This window comes from Nostoc sp. (assembly GCF_036917615.1).
Taxonomy (GTDB): Bacteria; Cyanobacteriota; Cyanobacteriia; order Cyanobacteriales; family Nostocaceae; genus Nostoc.
The window spans coordinates 134043-155337 of sequence record NZ_JBALCZ010000092.1; the positions used below are offsets into that span (position 1 = coordinate 134043).

13 protein-coding genes and 3 pseudogenes are annotated in these 21295 nt (G+C 43.1%); 4 read left to right on the top strand and 12 right to left on the bottom strand.

Features of this window, described 5'->3' with window-relative positions; genetic code table 11:
• Nucleotides 1–22 precede the first annotated feature (22 nt).
• Nucleotides 23–1351 (bottom strand): ATP-grasp enzyme, encoded by a 1329-nt coding sequence (locus V7K85_RS34840; RefSeq protein WP_334821028.1) that lies wholly within the window; start codon nucleotides 1349–1351, stop codon nucleotides 23–25.
• 260 nt (nucleotides 1352–1611) lie between these two features.
• Complete coding sequence (locus tag V7K85_RS34845; protein WP_334821030.1) at nucleotides 1612–2991, bottom strand: ATP-grasp enzyme; 1380 nt, start codon at nucleotides 2989–2991, stop codon at nucleotides 1612–1614.
• 340 nt (nucleotides 2992–3331) lie between these two features.
• Here V7K85_RS34845 and V7K85_RS34850 point away from each other — a divergent pair.
• A pseudogene (locus tag V7K85_RS34850) lies at nucleotides 3332–3481 on the top strand (IS630 family transposase); the annotation flags it as partial.
• Between the two features lie 102 nt (nucleotides 3482–3583).
• Here V7K85_RS34850 and V7K85_RS34855 read toward each other — a convergent pair.
• The 5 genes from V7K85_RS34855 to V7K85_RS34875 all read right to left on the bottom strand — a co-directional run bounded on the left by V7K85_RS34855 (nucleotide 3584) and on the right by V7K85_RS34875 (nucleotide 11059).
• The gene (locus V7K85_RS34855; protein WP_334821032.1) at nucleotides 3584–4612 is read right to left on the bottom strand and encodes a D-alanine--D-alanine ligase family protein; all 1029 of its coding nucleotides are present in this window, start codon (nucleotides 4610–4612) and stop codon (nucleotides 3584–3586) included.
• A 474-nt stretch (nucleotides 4613–5086) separates the two neighbouring features.
• The gene (locus V7K85_RS34860) at nucleotides 5087–5920 is read right to left on the bottom strand and encodes an O-methyltransferase (protein WP_334821034.1); all 834 of its coding nucleotides are present in this window, start codon (nucleotides 5918–5920) and stop codon (nucleotides 5087–5089) included.
• 4 nt (nucleotides 5921–5924) lie between these two features.
• Nucleotides 5925–7154, bottom strand: coding sequence for a sedoheptulose 7-phosphate cyclase (locus V7K85_RS34865; RefSeq protein ID WP_334821036.1), 1230 nt, complete (start codon nucleotides 7152–7154; stop codon nucleotides 5925–5927).
• A 335-nt stretch (nucleotides 7155–7489) separates the two neighbouring features.
• Complete coding sequence (locus V7K85_RS34870) at nucleotides 7490–7633, bottom strand: hypothetical protein (RefSeq protein WP_334821039.1); 144 nt, start codon at nucleotides 7631–7633, stop codon at nucleotides 7490–7492.
• Nucleotides 7634–8944: 1311 nt separating this feature from the next.
• Complete coding sequence (locus tag V7K85_RS34875; protein ID WP_334821041.1) at nucleotides 8945–11059, bottom strand: acylase; 2115 nt, start codon at nucleotides 11057–11059, stop codon at nucleotides 8945–8947.
• Nucleotides 11060–11649: 590 nt separating this feature from the next.
• Here V7K85_RS34875 and V7K85_RS34880 point away from each other — a divergent pair.
• The 3 genes and pseudogenes from V7K85_RS34880 to V7K85_RS34890 form a co-directional block, all read left to right on the top strand.
• Nucleotides 11650–11826 (top strand): annotated as a pseudogene (locus V7K85_RS34880) (iron chelate uptake ABC transporter family permease subunit); the annotation flags it as partial.
• Nucleotides 11819–11977, top strand: a pseudogene (locus V7K85_RS34885) (ATP-binding cassette domain-containing protein); the annotation flags it as partial. The pseudogenes V7K85_RS34880 and V7K85_RS34885, both read left to right, overlap by 8 nt.
• A 74-nt stretch (nucleotides 11978–12051) precedes the next feature.
• The gene (locus tag V7K85_RS34890; protein ID WP_334821138.1) at nucleotides 12052–12156 is read left to right on the top strand and encodes a hypothetical protein; all 105 of its coding nucleotides are present in this window, start codon (nucleotides 12052–12054) and stop codon (nucleotides 12154–12156) included.
• Here the strand turns inward: V7K85_RS34890 and V7K85_RS34895 are convergent.
• The 5 genes from V7K85_RS34895 to V7K85_RS34915 form a co-directional block, all read right to left on the bottom strand.
• The gene (locus tag V7K85_RS34895) at nucleotides 12114–17951 is read right to left on the bottom strand and encodes a trifunctional serine/threonine-protein kinase/ATP-binding protein/sensor histidine kinase (RefSeq protein ID WP_334821045.1); all 5838 of its coding nucleotides are present in this window, start codon (nucleotides 17949–17951) and stop codon (nucleotides 12114–12116) included. The two genes, V7K85_RS34890 and V7K85_RS34895, sit on opposite strands and share 43 nt — an antisense overlap.
• Before the next feature lie 234 nt (nucleotides 17952–18185).
• The gene (locus V7K85_RS34900) at nucleotides 18186–18929 is read right to left on the bottom strand and encodes a hypothetical protein (RefSeq protein WP_334821046.1); all 744 of its coding nucleotides are present in this window, start codon (nucleotides 18927–18929) and stop codon (nucleotides 18186–18188) included.
• Between the two features lie 188 nt (nucleotides 18930–19117).
• Nucleotides 19118–19285: a hypothetical protein gene (locus tag V7K85_RS34905; RefSeq protein WP_334821047.1), complete on the bottom strand. Its 168-nt coding sequence runs from the start codon at nucleotides 19283–19285 to the stop codon at nucleotides 19118–19120.
• Nucleotides 19286–19288: 3 nt separating this feature from the next.
• Entirely contained in the window at nucleotides 19289–20554 is a 1266-nt protein-coding gene (locus V7K85_RS34910) for a nif11-class peptide radical SAM maturase 3 (RefSeq protein WP_334821049.1), read from the bottom strand.
• 219 nt (nucleotides 20555–20773) lie between these two features.
• The gene (locus tag V7K85_RS34915; protein WP_334821050.1) at nucleotides 20774–21280 is read right to left on the bottom strand and encodes a Nif11-like leader peptide family RiPP precursor; all 507 of its coding nucleotides are present in this window, start codon (nucleotides 21278–21280) and stop codon (nucleotides 20774–20776) included.
• Nucleotides 21281–21295 lie beyond the last annotated feature (15 nt).

The window sequence follows — 21295 nt, forward strand, 5'->3', positions numbered from 1 at the left end:
CACTTTATAATGCGGATTGGTATCACTCTATAAGCTCGCCCATATTAAAATCTATTCTTATCCAACCTTTGAGTCTTCGTAAATTGTCGAGAATGAGTAAGGGAATTTGCCAGTGATGTACCATCAGGAAGGGTAAAGGATCACTCACCTCAAAAATTGCTTCTTTCCCCTGCCTAATGTTTCTTACCCAGGTTTGCAGTTGCTTAAACGATCTAATCTCATTCAGCCGCCAAACTTCGTGGTACAGCCAATAGGTTGGCTTACTATCACCAAGAGGCTGCAAAGATTCAGCCAGAAGCTCTTTACCAAGATAGGCATCCGCTACTCCTGGATGATTGTAAAACATAGTAATGGCGGAGTGAGTCCGGGGGTTACACTCAATCGCGTAAACAGTTCCGTCTTCTGCCTGGATGAAGTCAAAGGAAAGTTGCCCGGTTTTTCCCAGTTCTTTGGTAAAATGACTCGCCCATTGCATAATTTCTAGCTGATCAACGTTTTCGTAGTTGACTTGAAAGGCGGATGACTCACAGCAGCAGTACATTCTTGACTCACCATCTCGCGCAGTAGTGTGAGTGCAATATTCCTTTCCAGGGATGAATTCCTGCATAATCCAGGGGTTTTCCTCACTGATCGGCAGGCTCTTGACAAATTCTACTGTTTGTGCAAGTGTATCGCAAGGTAGCTTCGTGAGATTCAAGCGACGTATTTGATCGTAGGGGATGCTTTTAAGAATGTATTTGCGCTTTTCCTGAGAAAAGTCAAAGTTGATGACTTGTTCGGGATCGGTAATTTTGAAGGATCTGGGGACAGATAAACCGAACGATCGCGCTGTTTCGCTAAAGGCAAACTTGTCATCCAGGATCTTCGTGATATCAGCATCGAAGTGGAAAAATTCTACACAGTCTGGTAATGGTGGCTTGCCGTGATCATAGTGGATGACAGAGAAAATCGCTACCGGGATAAAAAAGTCGATCTTTTCTGTTTTGGTGATCGCGTGTAGGGTTTCAATGTAGCCTTCTAAGTCTTTGCTAGGATCGGGAACGGTATAAAAGCCTGCAACAGAGTTGGAATATTTATTACCACTTGACCAGAATTTTTCAATGTCAATTATAATCACCCGATGCCCAGCAGCATGAAATGAACGCGCTAGCTGAAGGGTTTTAGTCATTCTCGCGCCAGCGATCAAGATATTTTTGGAATTAGGGTTAACAACAATTGAGTTACTGAATGGTTGCTTAAGAAAATTCCACAGTAGCGATGTTAAGACGACGATGCAGTTTAAGGGAAATGCGATCGCCAGTAATACAAGAGTGCCCAAGTTTTGGAACACTACAAAAATATGTTTTCTCATAATTATAATTGTGACATGATAGTGGAATCAGTCGCTGGTGGATCGGAAAAGGTTAAAGAGATAAGCAGATACGACCCTGCCCTTTTCCATGCTTTCTTACACTCGTATATATGATTGTCAAGCCGTCTCGAATTGGCACCGAACACTTACACGCAACCGGGAATCATCTTTGACGATGCGATTGAAAGGCGCGATCGCCTCTCCATCTAATTTCATTAAGTCTCCAAAGTTTGTAATCAAGCCAACAAGTAGGCTTACTATCACTTAGGGGTTGCAGAGGTAAAGGTTTTATATTTTACGTCTTCTCCAAACTGGATGAGTTTCCCGATGCAAAAATCAATCCTCACCCAACTTCGTAAGGAGCGCAAACTATCGAGTAATAGTAAAGGAATGTACCAGTGATGTACCATTAAGAAAGGTAGTGGGTCATTAACTTCAAATATTGCATCTTTTCCTCGCCAAATATTTTTAAGCCACTTTTGCAACTGCTTTAACGATCTAATTTCATTAAGTCTCCAAAGTTCGTGATAAAGCCAATAAGTAGGCTTACTATCACTCAGGGGTTGCAGAGGTTCAGCCAAAGGCTCTTGATTGAGATAGGCATCCGCTAAACCTGGATGGTTGTAATACATTGTAATCGCCGAGTGAGCGCGAGCGTTGCACTCGATTGCATAAATCGTTCCATCTTCCGCCTGAATGAAGTCAAAAGAAATTTGTCCAGTTAGTTGTAATTCTTTAACAAAATGACTCACCCACTCCTGAATTTCTGGGTGATCAACGTTTTCGTAATTGACTTGAAAAGCAGATGATTTGCAGCAGCAGTGTACCGTTAATTCACCGTTTCTCACTGTACTGTGAGTACAGTATTCTGTTCCGGGAATAAACTCTTGCAATATCCAAGGGTTATCTTTACTAATTGGCTTACTTTTAATATGAAGCGCCATTTTTTCGGGAGACTCCATTGGTAGCTTAGTTAGATCCAAGCGTAAAACAGAGTCATAGACAATACTTTTGAGAATATATTTGTGCTTTTCGTTGGCAAAGTCGAATTTAAGAACTTGTTCGGAATCTGTAATTAGGAAGGTTTTCGGGACAGATAGCGAGAGTGAGCGGGCAATTTCTGCAAAGGTAAACTTGTTATCCAGCGTCTTCATTGTTTCAGCATCGAAGTGGAAATTCTCGCAACAGCCTGATAACACTGGCTTGCGCTCAGAGTCAAAGTAGCTGGCTGCAAAAATGCCTACCGGAACAAAAAAGTCTATGTTTTCTTTTTTGGCGATCGCCCGCACGGCTTGAGTATAGTCTTCTAAGTCTTCTTGCGAGTCAGGAACTGTGTAAAAGCCAGCCACAGAGTTGGAAAATCGATAACCACTGAACCAGTATTGGTCGAGATCAAATAAAATGACTCGATGCCCAGCAGCGTGAAATGATCGCGCCAGCTGAAGGGTTTTGGTCATTCTACCACCACCGATCAAGATATTTTTCGGATTCTCGTTCAAAACCACTTGTTTGCTGAACGGTCGGCTGAAAAAATTCCACAGCAGCGATGCGAGTACGAGGGTACAGTTAAAGGGAAATGCGATCGCCAGTAATGCAAGAGTGCCCAAGTTTTGGAATATTGCAAAAATCTGCTCTCTCATAATTGTAATAATTGTGACATGATAGTGAAACCTGTGGCTGGTGGCGAGCCATATCAAGTCCGGTTAATCACTTATGATTACCGGATCTGTGCAAAAATAGGAAAAGCCTCTTTCCCCCTGCCCCGTGCCCCCTGCCTTTTATAAATTGCCGTCTAGCAGTATTTTAAAGTATTGCACATACTCAGTTTTTTCAGCATCAATGAACACCAACTAAAATAATCCCTGTGCTGCTGCTAGCTTGTGGAGTGTTTCTAATGCTGGTTCCAATTCTAAACAAATTTTGCCACGGTGAGGGGCGATCGCAAAACGTCGAACACTCAAGTAGCTTCCAAGGCGATTGTTAAAAGCATCCAGTCCTGATTACAACATTGTTAAATTAGTCTGGTATTCATATAAAGAATACATTGCTCATCGTCTATTTAAATCAGTAGATGAATTTAAATCTTTACTAGATAAGCTATTGAATCAAGGCGAGTTAGTGATTAAGTAACATCGCCAGATAAAATAAAGGAAATAAGCAATATGTTGCAGCTTAAATGCTTATTAGTTTCTCCCAAGTTAGAAGAAAGCTAAAAAGGTGATTTGCCGGACATCAGTTCATGCCCAACGCTTGATTGATCATCGTCAGAAATAACTCATCTAAAGGAATTCCCACTGTGTTCGCCGTACAGGAAATCACCGCTTTGTGGTCAAAAATACAAAACAACCCGGCTTCTAAGAACCAAGGTTGTCCCTGTGGGTCGATCCGGAAGTCAAATAAACTATAATGGCGACAGCCCAAAGCCAAATGACACTTCTTAACTTCTTGCTGAACCTTTTGGGTAATCGGGTCATTAATATCTACAATCCAACCTGGGACATAATTTTTAGCAGTTGAAGCCAAGTCCCCCTCAATGGGTATTTTGAATTTGTCAGTATAGCTGCGGATGGGTCTGTTTTGGGGGTCTATCTGATACTCTTCAAGGGGTAAACCGATTAGCTCCCCATCTTTGACAATGGCACCGCATCTGACTTCTCGACCGGCTTCAATGAATGTTTCTACAATAACCTCATCTGCAAATTCAAATGCTTTCTTCAAGGCAGCATCATACTCACTAGCCTCTTTGACTAAGGACACCCCTAAAGAGTTGTCGGCATTTGCGGGTTTGATGACTACTGGAGGTGAAATTGTCGGAACGTCTCCTTGGCGGAGCAGTTCTCCAAAAGGCACTTTCACCCCTGCTGCTGCGACAATTGCTTTGGTTCTGGCTTTGTGAGCCGTTAATGCCATGACATCCGCAGTATTGCCTATATAAGGGATCTTAAGCAGGTCGAATAGTGCCCGGTACTCAGTCATTCCAGGGAGACAAAACATTTGTGGCAACATAACGTCAATGTTTTGCGCTGTTATAAACTGTATGGCATCTAATAGGGGCATCGGTTTGGCGATCGCAATATCTTCCAGACTGAGAGAGGAAGGAAATCGCCACAGACCATCAGGTGTGATGTATGCAATCAGAAAGTCATAGAGAGATGGATTTGCCGTAGCTATTATACAGCTTTGGGCGTAATTGCGTGACAACTCACAGTAAAAATCATTGTATGCAGACCCAGCTAAATGAAGGATACGAAGTACTGGCATGATTCATCTTCCTAGTTACTGTTATGCAACGAAAAAATCAGCATTTCTCGTTTGATTTATTTTCCCAGACTTAGAGCGATGTCTACGATAGTCACTGAGCGGCTGGTGAGCGCAGCGATGCACTGAGCTTGTCGTTGGCGCAGCCTCTCGTAGAGAAGTGTCGAACCATGTCGTACCATTTCCCTACGGGACGCTTTGCAAACGTGGAAGCAAGCTATGCGTAGCGTCTCGTAGAGAAGTGTAGGCTACGCCTAAGTCTTTGTCAAGAAGTAGGTGTTAATGATATTATTTTACAGTATATTGAGAATAAAACAGTCTTATTGACATTAGCAGTCGCCCTGGCCCTCTCTCTTCACCCTCTTTTTTGGTAAAAAAGTAGGAGCAGGAGAGGCAGAGGAAGCAGGGGGAGAAAAAATTGTCTCCTTGCACCCTTGTCCGCTTGTCCCCTTGCCCCCTTGTCCCCTTGTCCCCCGATTACGCCACGCGTCTAATCAAGGTGATACCATCTCGTATGGGTAACAGAACTTGCTCTACACGAGGATCGGCGGCGACAACACGGTTGAACTGAGCGATCGCTTCACCGTTTACGGTGCGTTGTTCTGGCGGTAGGTAAACTTGTCCCTGCAACAAAGTATTATCCACGCAGATTAACCCGTCAGGAGTCAGTAAGTGATTATCCAAAATGGTCTGGAAGTAGTTTACATACTCCTTTTTGTCAGCATCTATGAATATCAAATCAAATGATTCCTTTCTTGCTGCTAGCTTGTGGAGTGTCTCTAGGGCAGGTGCTACTTCCACAACGATTTTGTCGCCGTGGGGAGACTCACTAAAGCAACGAATAGCAAATTGAGCGACATAGGGGTCTACCTCACAACCTATGAGTTGCCCATCGCTTGGTAGTGCCTCTGCCATTGCCAAGGCTGAATACCCTGTGAACATTCCCACTTCTAGAATGCGTTTTGCCTTAGTCATGTGAACAAACATTTTCAATGTCTGTCCTTCAAGATGTCCTGAGAGCATCTCCTGTTCTAGTTGACGCACTGTTTCACCATCGCTGAAACGTTTACTCCAGTCTTCTTTGCTGGTTTTTTGCGCCAATGCTGTCAATGCACTCGATTCGGGGGTGGTGTAATCATCCAAGTAGGGATCTAAACCCGCCGCTAATTGCACCCCCAGCCGCAGAGAATCTAATATTTCTACGGGAATGTTGTTCTCTTCTGCTAATTTGAGGGTTTGCTGTAGCTGGGCTACTAAGATGCTGTGTGGCGTTATCGGTCTAGCAGTCTCTCGTCCTAAAACACTAGTCATGTCTTTACACCCCCAAGAGCTTCGCTTCTTGAGTTTCAATGTAGGCGTCAATCCCTTCCCCACCACGAGGGTATGTAGCACAAAGACGTTTATGTTCAGCTAAGGCAGCATCAAGTTCTTCGCGAGTGAGATCGTTGGCAAAGAAGCACTCACCAATCGGACGAGGCATGGCTGCGCGTTGTTTGCCATCTCGTGTCAAGCTTATAGACTGGGTAGCATACCACAATAAATCCCCATCTAGTAGAGGATGATCGAGTGATAAACCTATACGACTCATCAAGTCTAGGATGCGATCGCGCTCCTCTGTTGAAATATAGCCCCGTTGTCCTGCAATGGTTGCAGATAAAGCCATATCTATATTGACCGCGTGACCATGATATAGGGGTATGTGAGGTGCTAATTCTAGGGTAGGACTCCAAGTATGACCGTAGGCAATGACGCGATCAAGGTCTATTTCATGCAAGTTAGGAGTCTCTAACTCTAGCATGGTTTTGATTGCTTCGTAGTTGACTTTGTGGGCAATCTCTTCAAGTTCAGGTGTACTATTCACATGTCCAAAGTGAGTGGAAAGCAGTTCTTCGCCATATTCGTATAGCAGTTCAAAGACTTCAGAGTTAGAAACTACAGCAATTTTCACTAACTCTGCCATCCCATTACGAACTTGAGCCGTTGGCAAGGTTTTCAAAAATGAGAAATCCAGGATCACTTTCAAAGGTGCATGATATGCTCCCAAGCGATTTTTTTCCTTGCGATGATTAACTGCAACCTTAATTGCTACACCTGCATCAATTAAACCAATCAACGTAGTAGGAATGCGAATATAGTTACTCTTGCGACGGTAAGAAGCGCAAGCAAACCCAGCCACATCAGTAATTAGACCACCACCGACGACTAATACTGGTTCTTTACGAACTAAGCCAAAGTCCGAAAAAGCATCAATAATTTTTTCAAAAGTTGCAAGGGTTTTAGCTGGCTCTGTAATGATGATGGAAAATACTGTGAGTTCAATGTCATAGTGTCTAAAATATGACCTGATCTGCTCGCCATAAAGTTCATGGACATTAGCATCAATTACAGTCAGACAGCGACCAAATTTTGCATAGCTATCTGCTATTTCTCTGTTTTTAATATCAAATGCACCGTTCACATAGACAAGACTAAAATCGATTTTTTCGTAACCTTGCACGTGAAATGCAGCTTCCGTAGCTTCAAATGATGCTTGAACTTTATTCATGTGTGTTGACCTTATTCCAATTAAAAAATTGTGAGATTTCGGTAATCATTCCGGTTTACTCTAATGTATGCCAGCAAGCAATTATCCTGTTTATCCTTTCAGATTAAAGACAGGACAAAATTAGCTTTCAATAAAAAGCCAACGCTTTTTGCTGACTGGCAATGTTTTTAAACAACACCATTCATTTGAGTAAATTATGTAGATAGGTTAACCCGTAATCCGGTATAACCTCAAACTAGTCAACTAGCCCCACTAGCAATATATTGGCATAATACTTGCCTGTTTCTTTCATGGATTATTGACTTTAGATTTGGGAAATTCATCTGAGTTCAGATTTATTCCACTATTAACTCTAGTGGCTTTCCAACTGTGCGATTCCGCAAAAACTCTAGCCGAGAAAACTGATCGCATCGTTGATCTCCAAGCTTAAATTTGAGATTAGAACCCTGATTAATCGTTAGTTCGCTGTTTTTTAGCATTAGTATCAAACCTTGTATCACTAAACTCGCTACATTCTATTTGGTTCAGAATGACAGTGGACTTTTAGGAAGTTTATCTGAATTTTCATTAACTCCACTATGTTTGTATCTAGCAACTTTCCGACCGTTAGACTTTGCAAAACTTCTATCTTAGTAAACTACTCATATTGTCTATCTCTAGGCTGACATTTAAGATTCTAGGCATGATTAATCCTCAACTAGCTGTTTTTTAGCAGTGGTCTCAAACCATAAAATAGCTAAAAACGAAGATGAATAACTACACTCTATTCAGAATGATCGTAGATCCCTCTTTCGTTGAGTTAAGTTACTGCCCAGTATTCAACATACCTACCTTAGCAACTCCTGAAAATTCAGAATTTAAATTTATCTGAGTTATCATTAACAAAACTTTAACTTTATTAAGGAACGATTGTGTATTAAAAAATATCTAAGTTTGGTTGAATTGGCTTTATAGCTTCAAATTAAGCTATTTTAGCTTAAACCAGCAAATAATTTCCTGGTTGATAACTTAGAGGCACAATACAAATCATAACATTGGAACAATACAAATCATAACATATTTAAATATATTTAAGTCAATCTACCGTGGGAAGTGTACTAGGGAACAAGGTATTTTTAGAAAAGTATATCTGAAGATAGATATTTGATACAGCAACCAGATTTAAGGCACTTATCAATGATAAAATTATCCGCCGTCGATGAAAGCCCGATGTTTCGTAAGCGCCAAAGTATAACAGTGTGCAAATATCCTTGATCCGATGAGGCAGCGCTGTTTCATTCCCTAAAGAGCCTTAAAAATCAAGTGTTCTAGCGATTAAAAATTGATTATTTTGTTACCAACGTGCCGAGAAAATGAACAATCTTACTGTTGTTTAAGTGCTTAAAAGTTCATCTTCTCATCACCCTCACTTATAATTTTTCTCGCAAACCATCTTGACAAATTCTGTTTGAAATGGAATGAAACAGCCCTGCTCTTACAGGGGGTTTCGCCCATGAGCGACTGCCTATCTTCTCTTCTCTACCTTGGCTGTGCCCTAAGCGTAGCTATGCCGCAGGCTTTACGAGACGCCCAACGGACGCAGGCAGCAGCGTTAGCGAGTCTTGTCTACGACACGCTGTTCGCGTTCGAGCGTCACTCCAAAGGAGCGGGGCATTTTATTTCTTGGATCTCCCTAGAAAAGCATTTGGGGACTTCCAAAAAATAAAATCAGATTGACCCATTAAGTTAAGATAGACGCTGCATCGGGAGCAACGCGAAAAAGTGAGATTATCGTGAAATAAGCAGCAGTCTCAGAATATTTTACGTTCTTCTAGATGGGCAAGAATATCTGAGTGATCGCGCCACACAGGACGCAACTTTTTGTTGGCGGACATCTGTAACTGGTCGCTAATATGGGGCGATCCAGGTTGAGTTGCATTACCATAGCTGGTGAGTGCCATTGCCCGTACAGGATTGGAAAATTCAATTGCAGCCACATAGGAATCACCTGCAACGGCTTGGAATGTTTGCTCTGCTCCAGGAGCAAAATAGAGTGTACGAAAAATTCCCAGCTTGCCATCCCCACCATTGGCAGCTAAATCTACATCACCCAACCGGAGCCGAAAAACCTTGCCCCACGCTACATCAAGCGCCCCATAAGTCTTTTCTACCTGGGCTGCGACTGCTTGCAGAGTTGCAACTGCACTTTCAGGATTAGCTAAACCATCGGGTGTGGTGCGTGGAGAATTTTCATTCCAGGGTTTACTAAACCCCTTATCCTTATCTAAGTGCATCTGTTGTACCCAAAAGGCAAATAGTACAGCCCCCCGACTATCTGCATTGGCTTGCCGATCCCAGGCTTCTAGGACATTAGCTGCTTGTTGCCCTAAGTCATTACCATACTTGCGTGCAGCCGGAATTAAATCATCCAAAATCCGATCAGCTAGTTCCATGCGGGTAGAGTACTTGTCTGCAACCATTTTATCAAAAGAGATTTTGTCATCCTCAGCTAACATCCTTACAGAACGTTGTGACCGGAAATCCATGAAATGAGGAGCCATGTAAGGCGGGTAATTATCTGCTTTAATGGCGGCTGGAAATGTAGTTGTCCAAGGTGGGTCATTTGTATTTTGCAACCAGCCACTCTTAGGGTCAACTATGCGCGGTAAATCTTGGTAAGGATGAATTTTTGTCCACAAGGTTTTAGATGTATTTCCTGGGATTATGCCTTGCCAATATTTAAAATCACCCCTAGAGCGCACTGGAACTTGACCGTTGAAAAGGTGCATGATATGCCCTTCTCTATCTGCATACATCACCGTAAACATCGGCAGTTGCAAGCGCTTGAGTACTGTTTGAAACTCGGTAAGGTTTTTTGCTCGTGCCATATCCCACCACTGCTGGAGTACACCTGGTCGGTCAAGACCTGCAACTCTCAGCGCCAGGGTTTTACCATTTTTCTCGGCTACTATAGGCCCGTGGACAGAACTTTTCACAACTAATGATTGCTCTTGCAAGGAGCCATCTTTCTGCTTCACCTTTAAGGAAAGAGTTTTGGAAACGAAGTTACGAACTTTGTGATCAAAGCGATACCCATTACCTGCCAGTGTGAGTTGATAAACATCCCAACCATCATAAGTGTTAACGGTGTGAGTCCAACCTAAGTTGTTGTTAAATGCGATCGCTAAGACGGGAATCCCTACAAGTGTTGCCCCATATGCATCAATTCCTGGTGCGGTGATTTGGGCTTCGTACCACAAAAATAAATCTGACCAAGGTAGATGTGGGTTTGCTAGCAACATGGCCTTCCCATTGGCAGAATGAGTTGGTGCGATCGCCCAACCATTAGATCCTGCTTGCAACTTTTGTTTGCTCAGGTCTAATACTTCCTCCGGATCGACCACAAAGGTGAAATTGAGTACCCGATGTAAGTGAGCCATGACATCTTCTGCTTTGACTGGTAGCACCACCTCAACTTGATCATCAATCAAGTCAGGATTTTGGGAAGCATAAGCATTAATCCCAGTAGCAAAAGCATCAAGATAACTGCGAAAAGTTGGACTCTGTGCTTTGTACCAAGAACGAGCGCGTTCTGGTACTCCCACAGTCTGTACCCAACGATCTGAATCCAGGTATTTCTCTCCCCAATATTCGGCTGCGCGTCCCCGTGCTTGACCATAGAGACGCAAAAGCAAATCTCCATGACTTTGCATTTGTGCCCAACCAAAGGCATAAAATGCACTCTGGTCATCTTTTCCGTAGATGTGCGGCACACCATAGGTATCCCATAATATCTCTGTGGATTTTGTTGGCACAGCTATAGTGCGGCTTCCTACAAACAAAACCAGTATCAAACTGAGTGTTAAGGGTAAAACACGACGTATTGATTTTCTTTTGTAAACCCTGAGTAAAATATCAATCCTCATTAACACCACCATGTCCAGATGTAACGCCTGGTGACTTAAACTGCTATTGGGCATTGGGAAGAGACAAGGGAGTGACTTTTTCAATAATTCCCCTTTGTCCCCTTTGTTACTATGTTCTAGTAACTAGTACAGCACGCCGTAAATCTAGCTACCATCTTAATTAACAAGACTTGGAGGGGTTTAAGCCCCTTGGTAAAAATAGGAGTAGGCAAACTGACGCCACAAACTACTAGTTCCAAGTCTCCAGTCCCTAATGCCCTTTTCCGTAACAATGTCGCAAGTGACTTTAACAAAGCAGATTTAAGTTTATATAACAATACCACTTTATTGAGAAATAATATCAAAGCTAAAACGGTATCCTTGATTCATTTTAAAAAATTTGGAAAAGGCAACACGATCATATAATCTATATATTTATCAATAAAGATTATCAATTGTCAATGATTAAAAAACTTTGAAAAAACAACTAACCAGCAGAGCGTAATATTTTCAAGTTACGGCAGGATCATGATAAAAGCAACTACGTATCTCCTAGAGGATTAAAAAAGCCACAAATATCAGCCTTACTTGGTCTGGTTTTGGGACTATGTATGCTGCTAATTTGCTTGGTGTATAGTGTGACGTTAGGTGTGGCAGAAATACCTCTAGATAAGATTTTGACATATTTTATAGCCTTTGATGGTTCTTACGATCACTTAGTCATTCAGACCGTGAGATTACCGCGATCACTAATTGCTATCCTTGTAGGTTCAGCCCTTGCTGTCTCAAAGTTATGAGACAATAGTCGGAGAACGAGGTCAAAAAATATCTGGTGGACAACGACAAAGAATTGCGATCGCCAGGGCTGTTTTAAAGAACCCGCCTATATTAGTTTTAGATGAAGCTACATCAGCAGTGGATAATGAAAGTGAAGCTAGCAATCCAGAAGATCCGAACCTGAGAAGATTATCGCCTTACCCTACCTAAGTGCCGTTTGTAATGAAACCATACGAATTTATCCTACTCAGGTTGTGATATTTTCCAGACTTGTAGAATCACCAATTGAAGTAATAGGCTACAAATTAGACCCAGGTTTGGTATTATTCAAGGGGACATAAAGGAAAAACTCCGCTCCTTTTCCTGGTGACGATATTACACTTAGTTGTCCCCCATGTTTTTCCATAATAGAGTAGCTAATCGATAATCCCAAGCCTGTTCCTTGACCAACAGGTTTTGTTGTGAAAAATGGGTCAAATAGACGCTGCTTCACTTCCTCAGACATACCAGACCCATTATCTGCAATTTGAATGCTTACTGTATCGGCATCAGTCATCTTAGTACGAATTCGGATGGAGGGAATTGCTGTTTGTCTATCTTCAGTTGTGATTGCTCTTTCATTTGTTGTAAATGATGAATCCAATGCATCGATAGCATTGCTGAGAATATTCATAAACACCTGATTGAGCTGGCTGGCATAGCAGTTAACTTCTGGCAACTGTGCATATTCCTTAATCACATCGATTGCAGGACGGTGTGCTTTCTCTTCTAAGCGGTGCTGTAAAATTAGTAAGGTGCTGTCGATGCCTTCATGAATGTTGACAGGTTTCGTTTGGGACTCATCCAGGCGCGAGAAGTTGCGGAGAGAAAGGACAATTTGGCGGATGCGATTCGCCCCCACTTTCATTGATTGCAGCAATTTTTCTAGATCTGACTTAAGGAACTTGAAATCTATTGTCTCTAGTTCCTCTTGAATCTCAGCGAACGGTTGAGGATAATAGTGCTGATAGCGCTCAACCAAGCGCAGTAACTCTTGACAATACTCATTGGTATAGGTGAGGTTGCCATAAATAAAGTTAATCGGGTTGTTAATTTCGTGAGCAACACCTGCCACCATTTGTCCCAACGAAGACATTTTTTCAGTTTGAATCAATTGGGTTTGCGTGTGTTGAAGTTCTTCTAAGGTTTGCGAGAGATGCTGATTTTTCTCATTCAACTCAAGAGTTCTCTGCTGCACCTTGTCTTCCAATGTATGGTTATAGTCCTCTAGTTGGGCTTTTGCCACGGCTAAATTACTATACAACATGGCGTTTTGCAGGGAAATGGCAGCTTGTGCTGTGAGTAGCCGCAAAATCTCAAGACGGTTTTGGGTGAAGACTCCAGTTGTCAAACTGTTTTCCAGGTAGAGGATGCCAATGACCTGGCCACGATTGTGAATGGGCGTACATAGCAAGCTTTTGGGTTGCCATTGAATAATGTAGGGATCGTTGGCGAAGGTGGTTTCTGTGCGAGCATCATCTAGTACCAGTGTTTCGGAGGTACGTGAGACATAGTTCACAACCGCTTTGGGAATATTCTGACTGGCTGAAAGAGGAAAGGCGGAATGGTTTATTATCTCAAGGTTTTCACCCGATTGCTCCTTTGAGGGGGGAATTGGATTTGCGTAGCTTGCCGCCGTAGGCATTGCCGTTTCAACAGTCGGGTTGCTGGTTCTTTGAGCCGCAACCACCCAGTTATCCTCTTGAAGCAGCAGGAGTACGGATTTTTCAGCCCCGGCATTTTCAATCACGACTTGCATCAGGGTCGTCAACAGCTTTTCTAATTCAATTTCTCCAGCCAGTGTATGAGAGGCTTTGATCACCGTTGCTAAATCTAACGCCTCAGAGCCACCGGAACTAGTGTGTCCCAATCCGATTATAGTAGTTTGGGTGAGGATTGAAGAATCAGTTTCCTGCGGCTGTTCGATCGTAGCCAATAATTGAGGATATTGATGTGACAACTGCTTGACTTTGGCTACCGCTCCCCAGTTGAGATAATTATAATAGGCATTTGCCAGGTACATTTGAGCGATACCTTCTTTACGAGAGGCTACGCCAACGGTGGGCTTTCCTACGGAACGCTGCGCGTAGCTTGCTTCCCCGTAGGGGTATGCCAACGCTTCTTTGTTCCATTCCAGGTAAAATCGGGCAGCCAGTTCATTGGCGAGGGCTTCTTCCTGAATGTATCCATTTACTTTTGCCCCGGCGATCGCGCGTTCATAGTGATCCAGTGCCTGCGCCATTTGTCCCAACACTCGGTATTCTTCGGCTTTTACCAGTTCAAATTTGTGCAAATAATTCATGGGTGCGTGGTGCGCCCAAGTCTGCATTTTTCCCTGGTTGTCTGTGACTCGTTCCAGCAGTGTTTCTCGCCCAGAAGCTGTAGCCGTAGAATACTCTGCCAGAGCCGTCAGTGAATCATAGAAATAAAACATCGGCACAGTGGCATAGCCCATGCCTGCAACTAGATATTCTCTGGCTTGAGCGGCTATTTCCACTGCTTGAGAGAGGTTTTCAAACAGATAACAGAGAATCAACTTGTGGAGCCAGAAGTAGTGAAGCCCAGTAAACTCATTGGCATTAACCAGTTGGGTGACAAATTCGGCTTCGTTAAGTGCCTCACCTGTTAGAATGCAGGGATTTTCAGCAAGCCCAAGCAAGTTCAAAACTGTTTGCCAGAAGATGCGGCAGTAGTTGAGGGTCGTAACTTGCTTAAAATTTTCCAAAACATGACTATAAGCCCCTATGTCTTGCTCTAACGAGTTCAGTTCTCGACCCAGGAAATAGGAATACTGGCAGATGTCTTTCGTATTGAAGCCTGCGTAGTATACGTTTCCAGTTTCCAGGGCAATCTTGTAGCTCTCCAGCATGAGCTGTAAGGATTTTTGCAGAGGAGACTTCAAGTAGGTGATGAAAGCACCCACGACATAAAATACAGTGGGTTTGATGTCGTTAATATTAAATTTGTCAGTTAGTGCCAAAGCAAGGTTACCAACTTGATCGGCTGTTTCAATATCCTGGAGAATTCCGTTCAAAAGAATGCCATAGCAGGCATAACAGAAGGCAGAAAATGGAGCATTGCCATACTGAATCGACGCTTTGACTTGGGACAAGATGAGTAGCGCAAACAGATTTGGCTCGGCGATGTAAACGGCTGGAGCAACGTTTGCCACAATTCGGGTGACTGCCAGCTTGTCTTTTGGTGTCATGATCGGTAAGTTAACCAAGGAAGCAATGTCACGTCCGTTAATCAGGACAGCGGTTTCCTCAAGGGCTAGCTGAATATCTTGGGGGGTGGGTGTTTGTGGGAAAACCACACCAAACTGACTCATTCCCTGGCGGGCGATCGCGATCGCGCCCAGCACATTATTTTGAGCTGTATACGCCTGGATTTTGGTTTCGTAAATCCTGACTTGATCCAGTGGAGTTTTGGTTTGCTGCATCACTGTTTGTGCCAATTGCTCCATCTGTTCATATGCGCCACAAAGGTAAGCAGCCTCAGCGGCTGATTCGTGCAGTGCCAGAGCCGACTCATACTGGCTTTGCCAACAGTCGGAGCTCAATAAACTAATCCCCGTGGTCAAATACTCAATTGCTACTCGGTAAGCCGTGGAAGACTTGGCTTTCCGTCCTGCCAGCAGGTTGAGTTGTACCAGTTGATCGCGATCAGGCTGGGCTTTTATCAGTTCTATGCCAATATTCAGTTGGTTGACAATTTCAAAAATGATCTTTTCTCGCTCAGTTTCCGGGGTATTGTTTAACAGCAATTGACCAATCTTTAAGTGAGTTGCTGGTTTTTGATTCGCTAGAATAAGTGAATAAGCGGCTTGTTGAACGCGATCGTGGAGAAATTTGTAAGTAATAGTTATCGATCCGCTGTCATTTGTGATTTGCGGATTTATCAGTTGTCTGTTGTGAGGCAGTGCGTTGCAAAGATTCCCTCCGTTGTAGCAACTGCCGAACCCGTAAGGATCATTTGTGATTAGCGGGTTGTTCTCAACGAATGACAAATCACTGTTAACGGCAGATTCATCCTGAAATAATTTATACCCTTCTCCACTGGGCAAGATTAATCCATCCTTGAGAGCTGGCCACAGATCCGCAGCGGTCTGTGCTGGAGATTTTTCATAGACAACCGACAGGGTTTCTAAATCAAACTGATTGCCTACACATGCAGCCAGTTTAAGAACATCCTGAGTTTGCGGTAGTAATTTCTGGAGTTGCAACGCCACAAACTCCACAATATCTTCTCTAAAAGAAAGCGCCCGGATTTGAGCAATATTACACTGCCAGCTGCCTGTTCTGCTAGCAAACGTGATCAGCCCATCTTCATGCAACGATTTGAGAAACTGGTTAGTGAAAAATGGATTACCTTTGGTCTTTTGATACACCAGATTTGCGATCGCTACTGCTTGTTCTGGTGAATATTTGAGGGTATCTGCAATCAGTTGATTGAGGTCAGTCTGGGTGAGCACAGAAAGGACAATACTACTAACTGTAATCGCTTCTTGACGCATCTCCTCAATGGTTAACATCAGGGGATGTGCAGATGAAACCTCATTATCCCGATATGCTCCAATCACTAGCAAATAAGAGTTGCCTGCTTCACTCATCAACAGATGCATCAGCTTTAAGGAAGCGGAGTCTGCCCACTGCAAGTCATCGAGGAAAATGACAAGGGGATGGTCTTGGGTTGTGAATACTTGAATGAATTTCACAAACAGCAAATTGAAGCGGCTTTGGACAGCACTGCCTGATAATTCAGGAACGGAGGGCTGTTTACCAATGATATGTTCGAGTTCTGGAATCACCTCAATAATCACCTGACCACTCTCACCCAATGCGGATAAAATTTGGGTTTTCCACTGCTCAATTTGAGCATCATTCTCTGTCAAGAGTTGTGCCATTAAGTCTCGAAACGCTTGCACTAAAGCAAAAAAGGGAATATTACGATTAAATTGATCAAATTTACCCTTGATAAAATATCCCCGTTGACGGGTGATCGGTTTGTGAACTTCGTTGACAATTGCCGTTTTACCAATGCCAGAGGAGCCTGCTACCAGCATTAGTTCAGAAGTTCCTTGGCGCACCCGCTCAAAGCTTGCTAGCAGGATTGCTACTTCTACTTGACGACCGTAGAGTTTTTCCGGAATTGCAAAGCGATCGCAAACATCCAGCTGCCCTAGTTCAAACGGCACAATATTGCCGCTTTCCTGCAATTGCTCCAAACAGGTTTCCAAATCATGTTTTAGTCCTAATGCACTCTGATAGCGGTCTTCAGCATTCTTCGCCATCAGTTTATTGACAATTTCCGATAGCTGGGGAGGAATGGCAGGATTGAGATGATCAACAGTGACGGGTTGTTTGGCGATATGGGAATGCACCAATTCCATCAAATCATCGGATTGAAATGGCAATTGCCCCGTTAACAGCTCATAGAATGTGATTCCGAGAGAATAGAAGTCAGTGCGGTAATCAATCCCCCGGTTCATTCGCCCCGTTTGTTCGGGAGAGAGATAGGCCAGGGTTCCTTCTAAAACAGTTGGGCTGATTGAAAGTTGAGTAACTCTTGGCAGCAGTGAGGCAATGCTAAAGTCGATGAGTTTGACCTGCTTGGTGGTAGGATTGATCAGGATATTGGCGGGTTTGATATCCTTGTGGATGATTTGATGATGGTAGAGATCACCCAGGATATCGGCAAGGGCGATCGCAATCTGTAAAAACTCAGTCAGTAAAGAAGGATGAAGGGGTGAGGAATTTTCCTGATTTTCTGTCTGGCTGAGTCTTTTGCTTCTAAAAGTAGTGTACTCCTTCAAAGAAACTCCGCCAAAGTCTTCCAGGATCAGGGCAAGTCGATTTTGGCAACTCTCTAGGCTGTAGACCTGGACAACCCCAGAGACATTTAAGGTTTTCGCAATTGTGTACTGATTTTTGAATTGAGCCAACTCAATCAGACTAGGATAGGCACTTTTGAGGAGTTTGATGACAACTGGGATTTGATCAGCCTCTCGCCAACCTCGGTAAACCAGGGTGCGAGTGCTGGTGTAAATGTTTTCACCAATCCGATAGCCAAGAACATCAACTCGATTCTCTACCATAATTGTTGCGACTGGATAACCTGAGTTCAGTTTTCCCTAATCCACTCGCAATATCACAATTTATCCAGTAATTTTTGGGCGAAAATTTGTTGACTCACATAGCAAATTAAGAGGGAAGGAGCAACTCTTAATAGGGAAAACTGTTTATACAGTAGCAGTCACCATTAAAGAAGCGACGGTAGAAAGCTTTGAAGCCTTTACCATCGCCAAATGACTAAAAACTGAGCAGATAGCTTAGACAGCTCTTAGCAATCGCTCTGGTTCGTACACTTTAGAAAACGGTTCTTGATAAGAATGGGTTTTAATATAGACCAAAAACTCATTGATCAACTCTGTAAAATACTCAAACGCCACATCAATCAACTCAAGTGCTTGTTGACGAATCTCCTCTGACACCTGAATCTCTTTCATTACTTGCAGAGAAGCAGGAGTATGGAGAGTATGGGTATTTTCGATATGGTTATGACGCATACCAAAGTAACGAAACTCTGTTTGAGTCATTTCTTGCAGTTGCAGAGCCGCAGACATGGTTGAACGGAAAAAGACATTCGCTGTCACCTCAGATACCTCAATGGCAACCAATTTTATGATCGGATCTGCCCCACGAGTATACCGCTCAAACAGAGGAAACATGGAACGCGAAACCTTGGTATCCTCACTCCAAATGAATCGCACCACATCACTGAACCGCATAGGATAGTCAATTCCCATCTTGTCCATATCTTCCAGTAACCATTGCCAGTGGAAATGTTCTTCGTGCGTGTGCAGATTGACCATATCTTGAATGTAATTAGTCGTTGGCTCATCTCTGAGAACTCGTTTGCACAACTCACTGAACTCCAGTGCGAGTGGAGCAATTACAGGTGCAAATGCCAGCCTCTGGCGTGGGTCAATCATCTCATCTTTCATATACTCAAAGAACGGCAACTGAGCATACTCCTGGTTCTTTTGCTCAATCAACTCAAGAATTGATTTCATTTTAATGCTCCTAAAAATAGACAAGGGGCTGCCAATCGGCTTGGTTATCCGATCAGACCTAGTACTGTGTTACTTAGGTAAAATTGTAGTTTTCTTTACTTAAATTTTAAACAGTATAATTACTTATATAAGACAAAAGAGGCAAATTGCCTATACATAGGTTAGCCGTAATCTTTATGCGCTTACAATCAGCTTTTATCTAGGACTTGCTTTGCTTTTAACAGCACTTTCAGATAGGTTAATTGACTATTCCAAGCTGAACGTGGAAGCAGGGGTTTCTCTAATTCTTCAGATGGTGATGACTCAAGGTCAGTTTTTTTCGCTGAAATTGTCGTAATTTCGGAATTTTCTGCCATAATTTATGATCTCGCTAGGGAGTAAGAAACTTCGGGTTCTTGCTGCCAACCTTCTGACCATTGAATGCTGTCAGCAGTAAAGTGTAATGGGTCGTTTGCTGGCAAAAGAGTGTCTGTAGGCTCGACAATTAGCTCAAATTCACCATTATCAAAGGGCAAGCCTTGGGCTCTCACTTTGGGAATTACACGCTCTCTCATCCCTTGTTTTGCATGAGTAAGAGCGCGATGATGGCAGTAAGGATTATTACCTCTCTTGTCAAAGAAAACATGGGCAGTCCAACTGCAACCTCCACGGCAAAGTTCAGCATATTCGCAGGTTTTACAGAAACCCCACAGGTGTTTTGTACCTTCAGGTGTTCCCGCTCCCAGATTTAAACGCAATTCTGCTGTATTTTCAATGATGTCATGGAGCGATCGCTCTCGAATATTACCACCTGTGTAGGCAGTAGTAGGTAGCGAGGGACAACCTTTAATCGCTCCGTCAGCTTCAATTCCCAAAGTGGAGAGTCCCGCACCACAACCTTGCCAAAATGAGAATTCATGCTCGTTTCCCCGCCCCCGCAACAGTCGTTCATAAGGACCGTAGTAACCAATATTATTTCCCGCTTGAAGTTGCACACCTTCTTGGTAAGCACGACGCGCAACACGGGCGAGCATGGGGTAGATATCTAACAGTTCATGGGGTTGGAGCAGGATGTCTGCGTTGTCGGCTGCATTCCCCATTGGCACAGTCAGCTGAATTTGCCAAGCACGGGCACCTGCATCACGAATACACTCATAGATGCGCGGAAACTCTGGCGCTGACAGGCGGTTAATTTGGGTGTTGCAACCGAAGGAAATACCCACTTCTCGCAGATGACTCATGGTTTTAAATGCATATTTCCAAGAGCCTTTTTTTCCCCGCAGACGGTCATGAGTTGCTTCCAAGCCATCAATGGAAACAGAGACAGTGCGAATCCCTGCTTCCTTCATTTTTTGTGCAGTTTCTAAGGAAATACCATAACCGCCAGTAGTCATACCACATAACATCCCCGCCTCATTAATAGCTTTGGCAATTTCTAGCCAGTCTGGACGCAGAAATGCCTCACCACCGATGAGAGTAACTTCTTTAATTCCAACTTCTGCCATCTGCTTGACAAGATCCAAAGCTTCCTCTGTGGAGAGTTCTTTGGTGCGCTCATGTCCGGCGCGGGAACCACAGTGACTACAAGCTAAATTGCACTTTAAGGTAATTTCCCAAACTGCGTAGCTTTTGCGCTGATATGCCATAGGTTAACTCTCAATCTCGATTTTAGAAGTTGACTTTAACCGGATAATGGTTGAATTAGGAGGATCGTAGTCAATACAGTTCGGATAGACTCGATCTTCGCAACCCCTTAAAAAGGTTTGCTCAGAATGGCTATATTTCCCCTTTTTTAAGGGGGAAATAGAGGGATCTTTAAGGACTGTGCATCTTAACCGAACCGTATTGGGAGCATAGTATCATCATTAGGCTATTGTATTTGTATTTGCAACTGCTCCGTATACCGCTTGTATAGGGTGACCTATTACTATGCCATAGAGGGGTTGTGGGTGTGGAGGTAGCTTGGGAATACATTTTTTAATTGGCGGTTTTGCACATTCTTTGGGAGGTGAAACTACAACACCATATAGTGGCCGAGCAACTATATCATTGGTATTCGCAAACCCACCAACGGCTCCCACTAATTCCTCTTCAGTGAGGTCTTCAAACAGACCTAATTCTTTTAATTCCAATATTTTAATGGAAGCTGTTTCAAATTCTTCTTGAGAAAAATCATAACCACCTTCTTGCATGACTTTTATCACTTCGTCGATTTTATCACTCATGAATTGAGTGCGAAAAGCTTCGTCTTTGACGAGTCTTATCAGGAAGTTTTTGACTTTTTCTAAAATTTCTAGGGACATATTCTTGTTTTCTCCTTGAACATGATTTTTTTGTCTATATAAAAAGTTTGGAGTAAAGACTTCAGTCATTAAGGCAAGGACTAA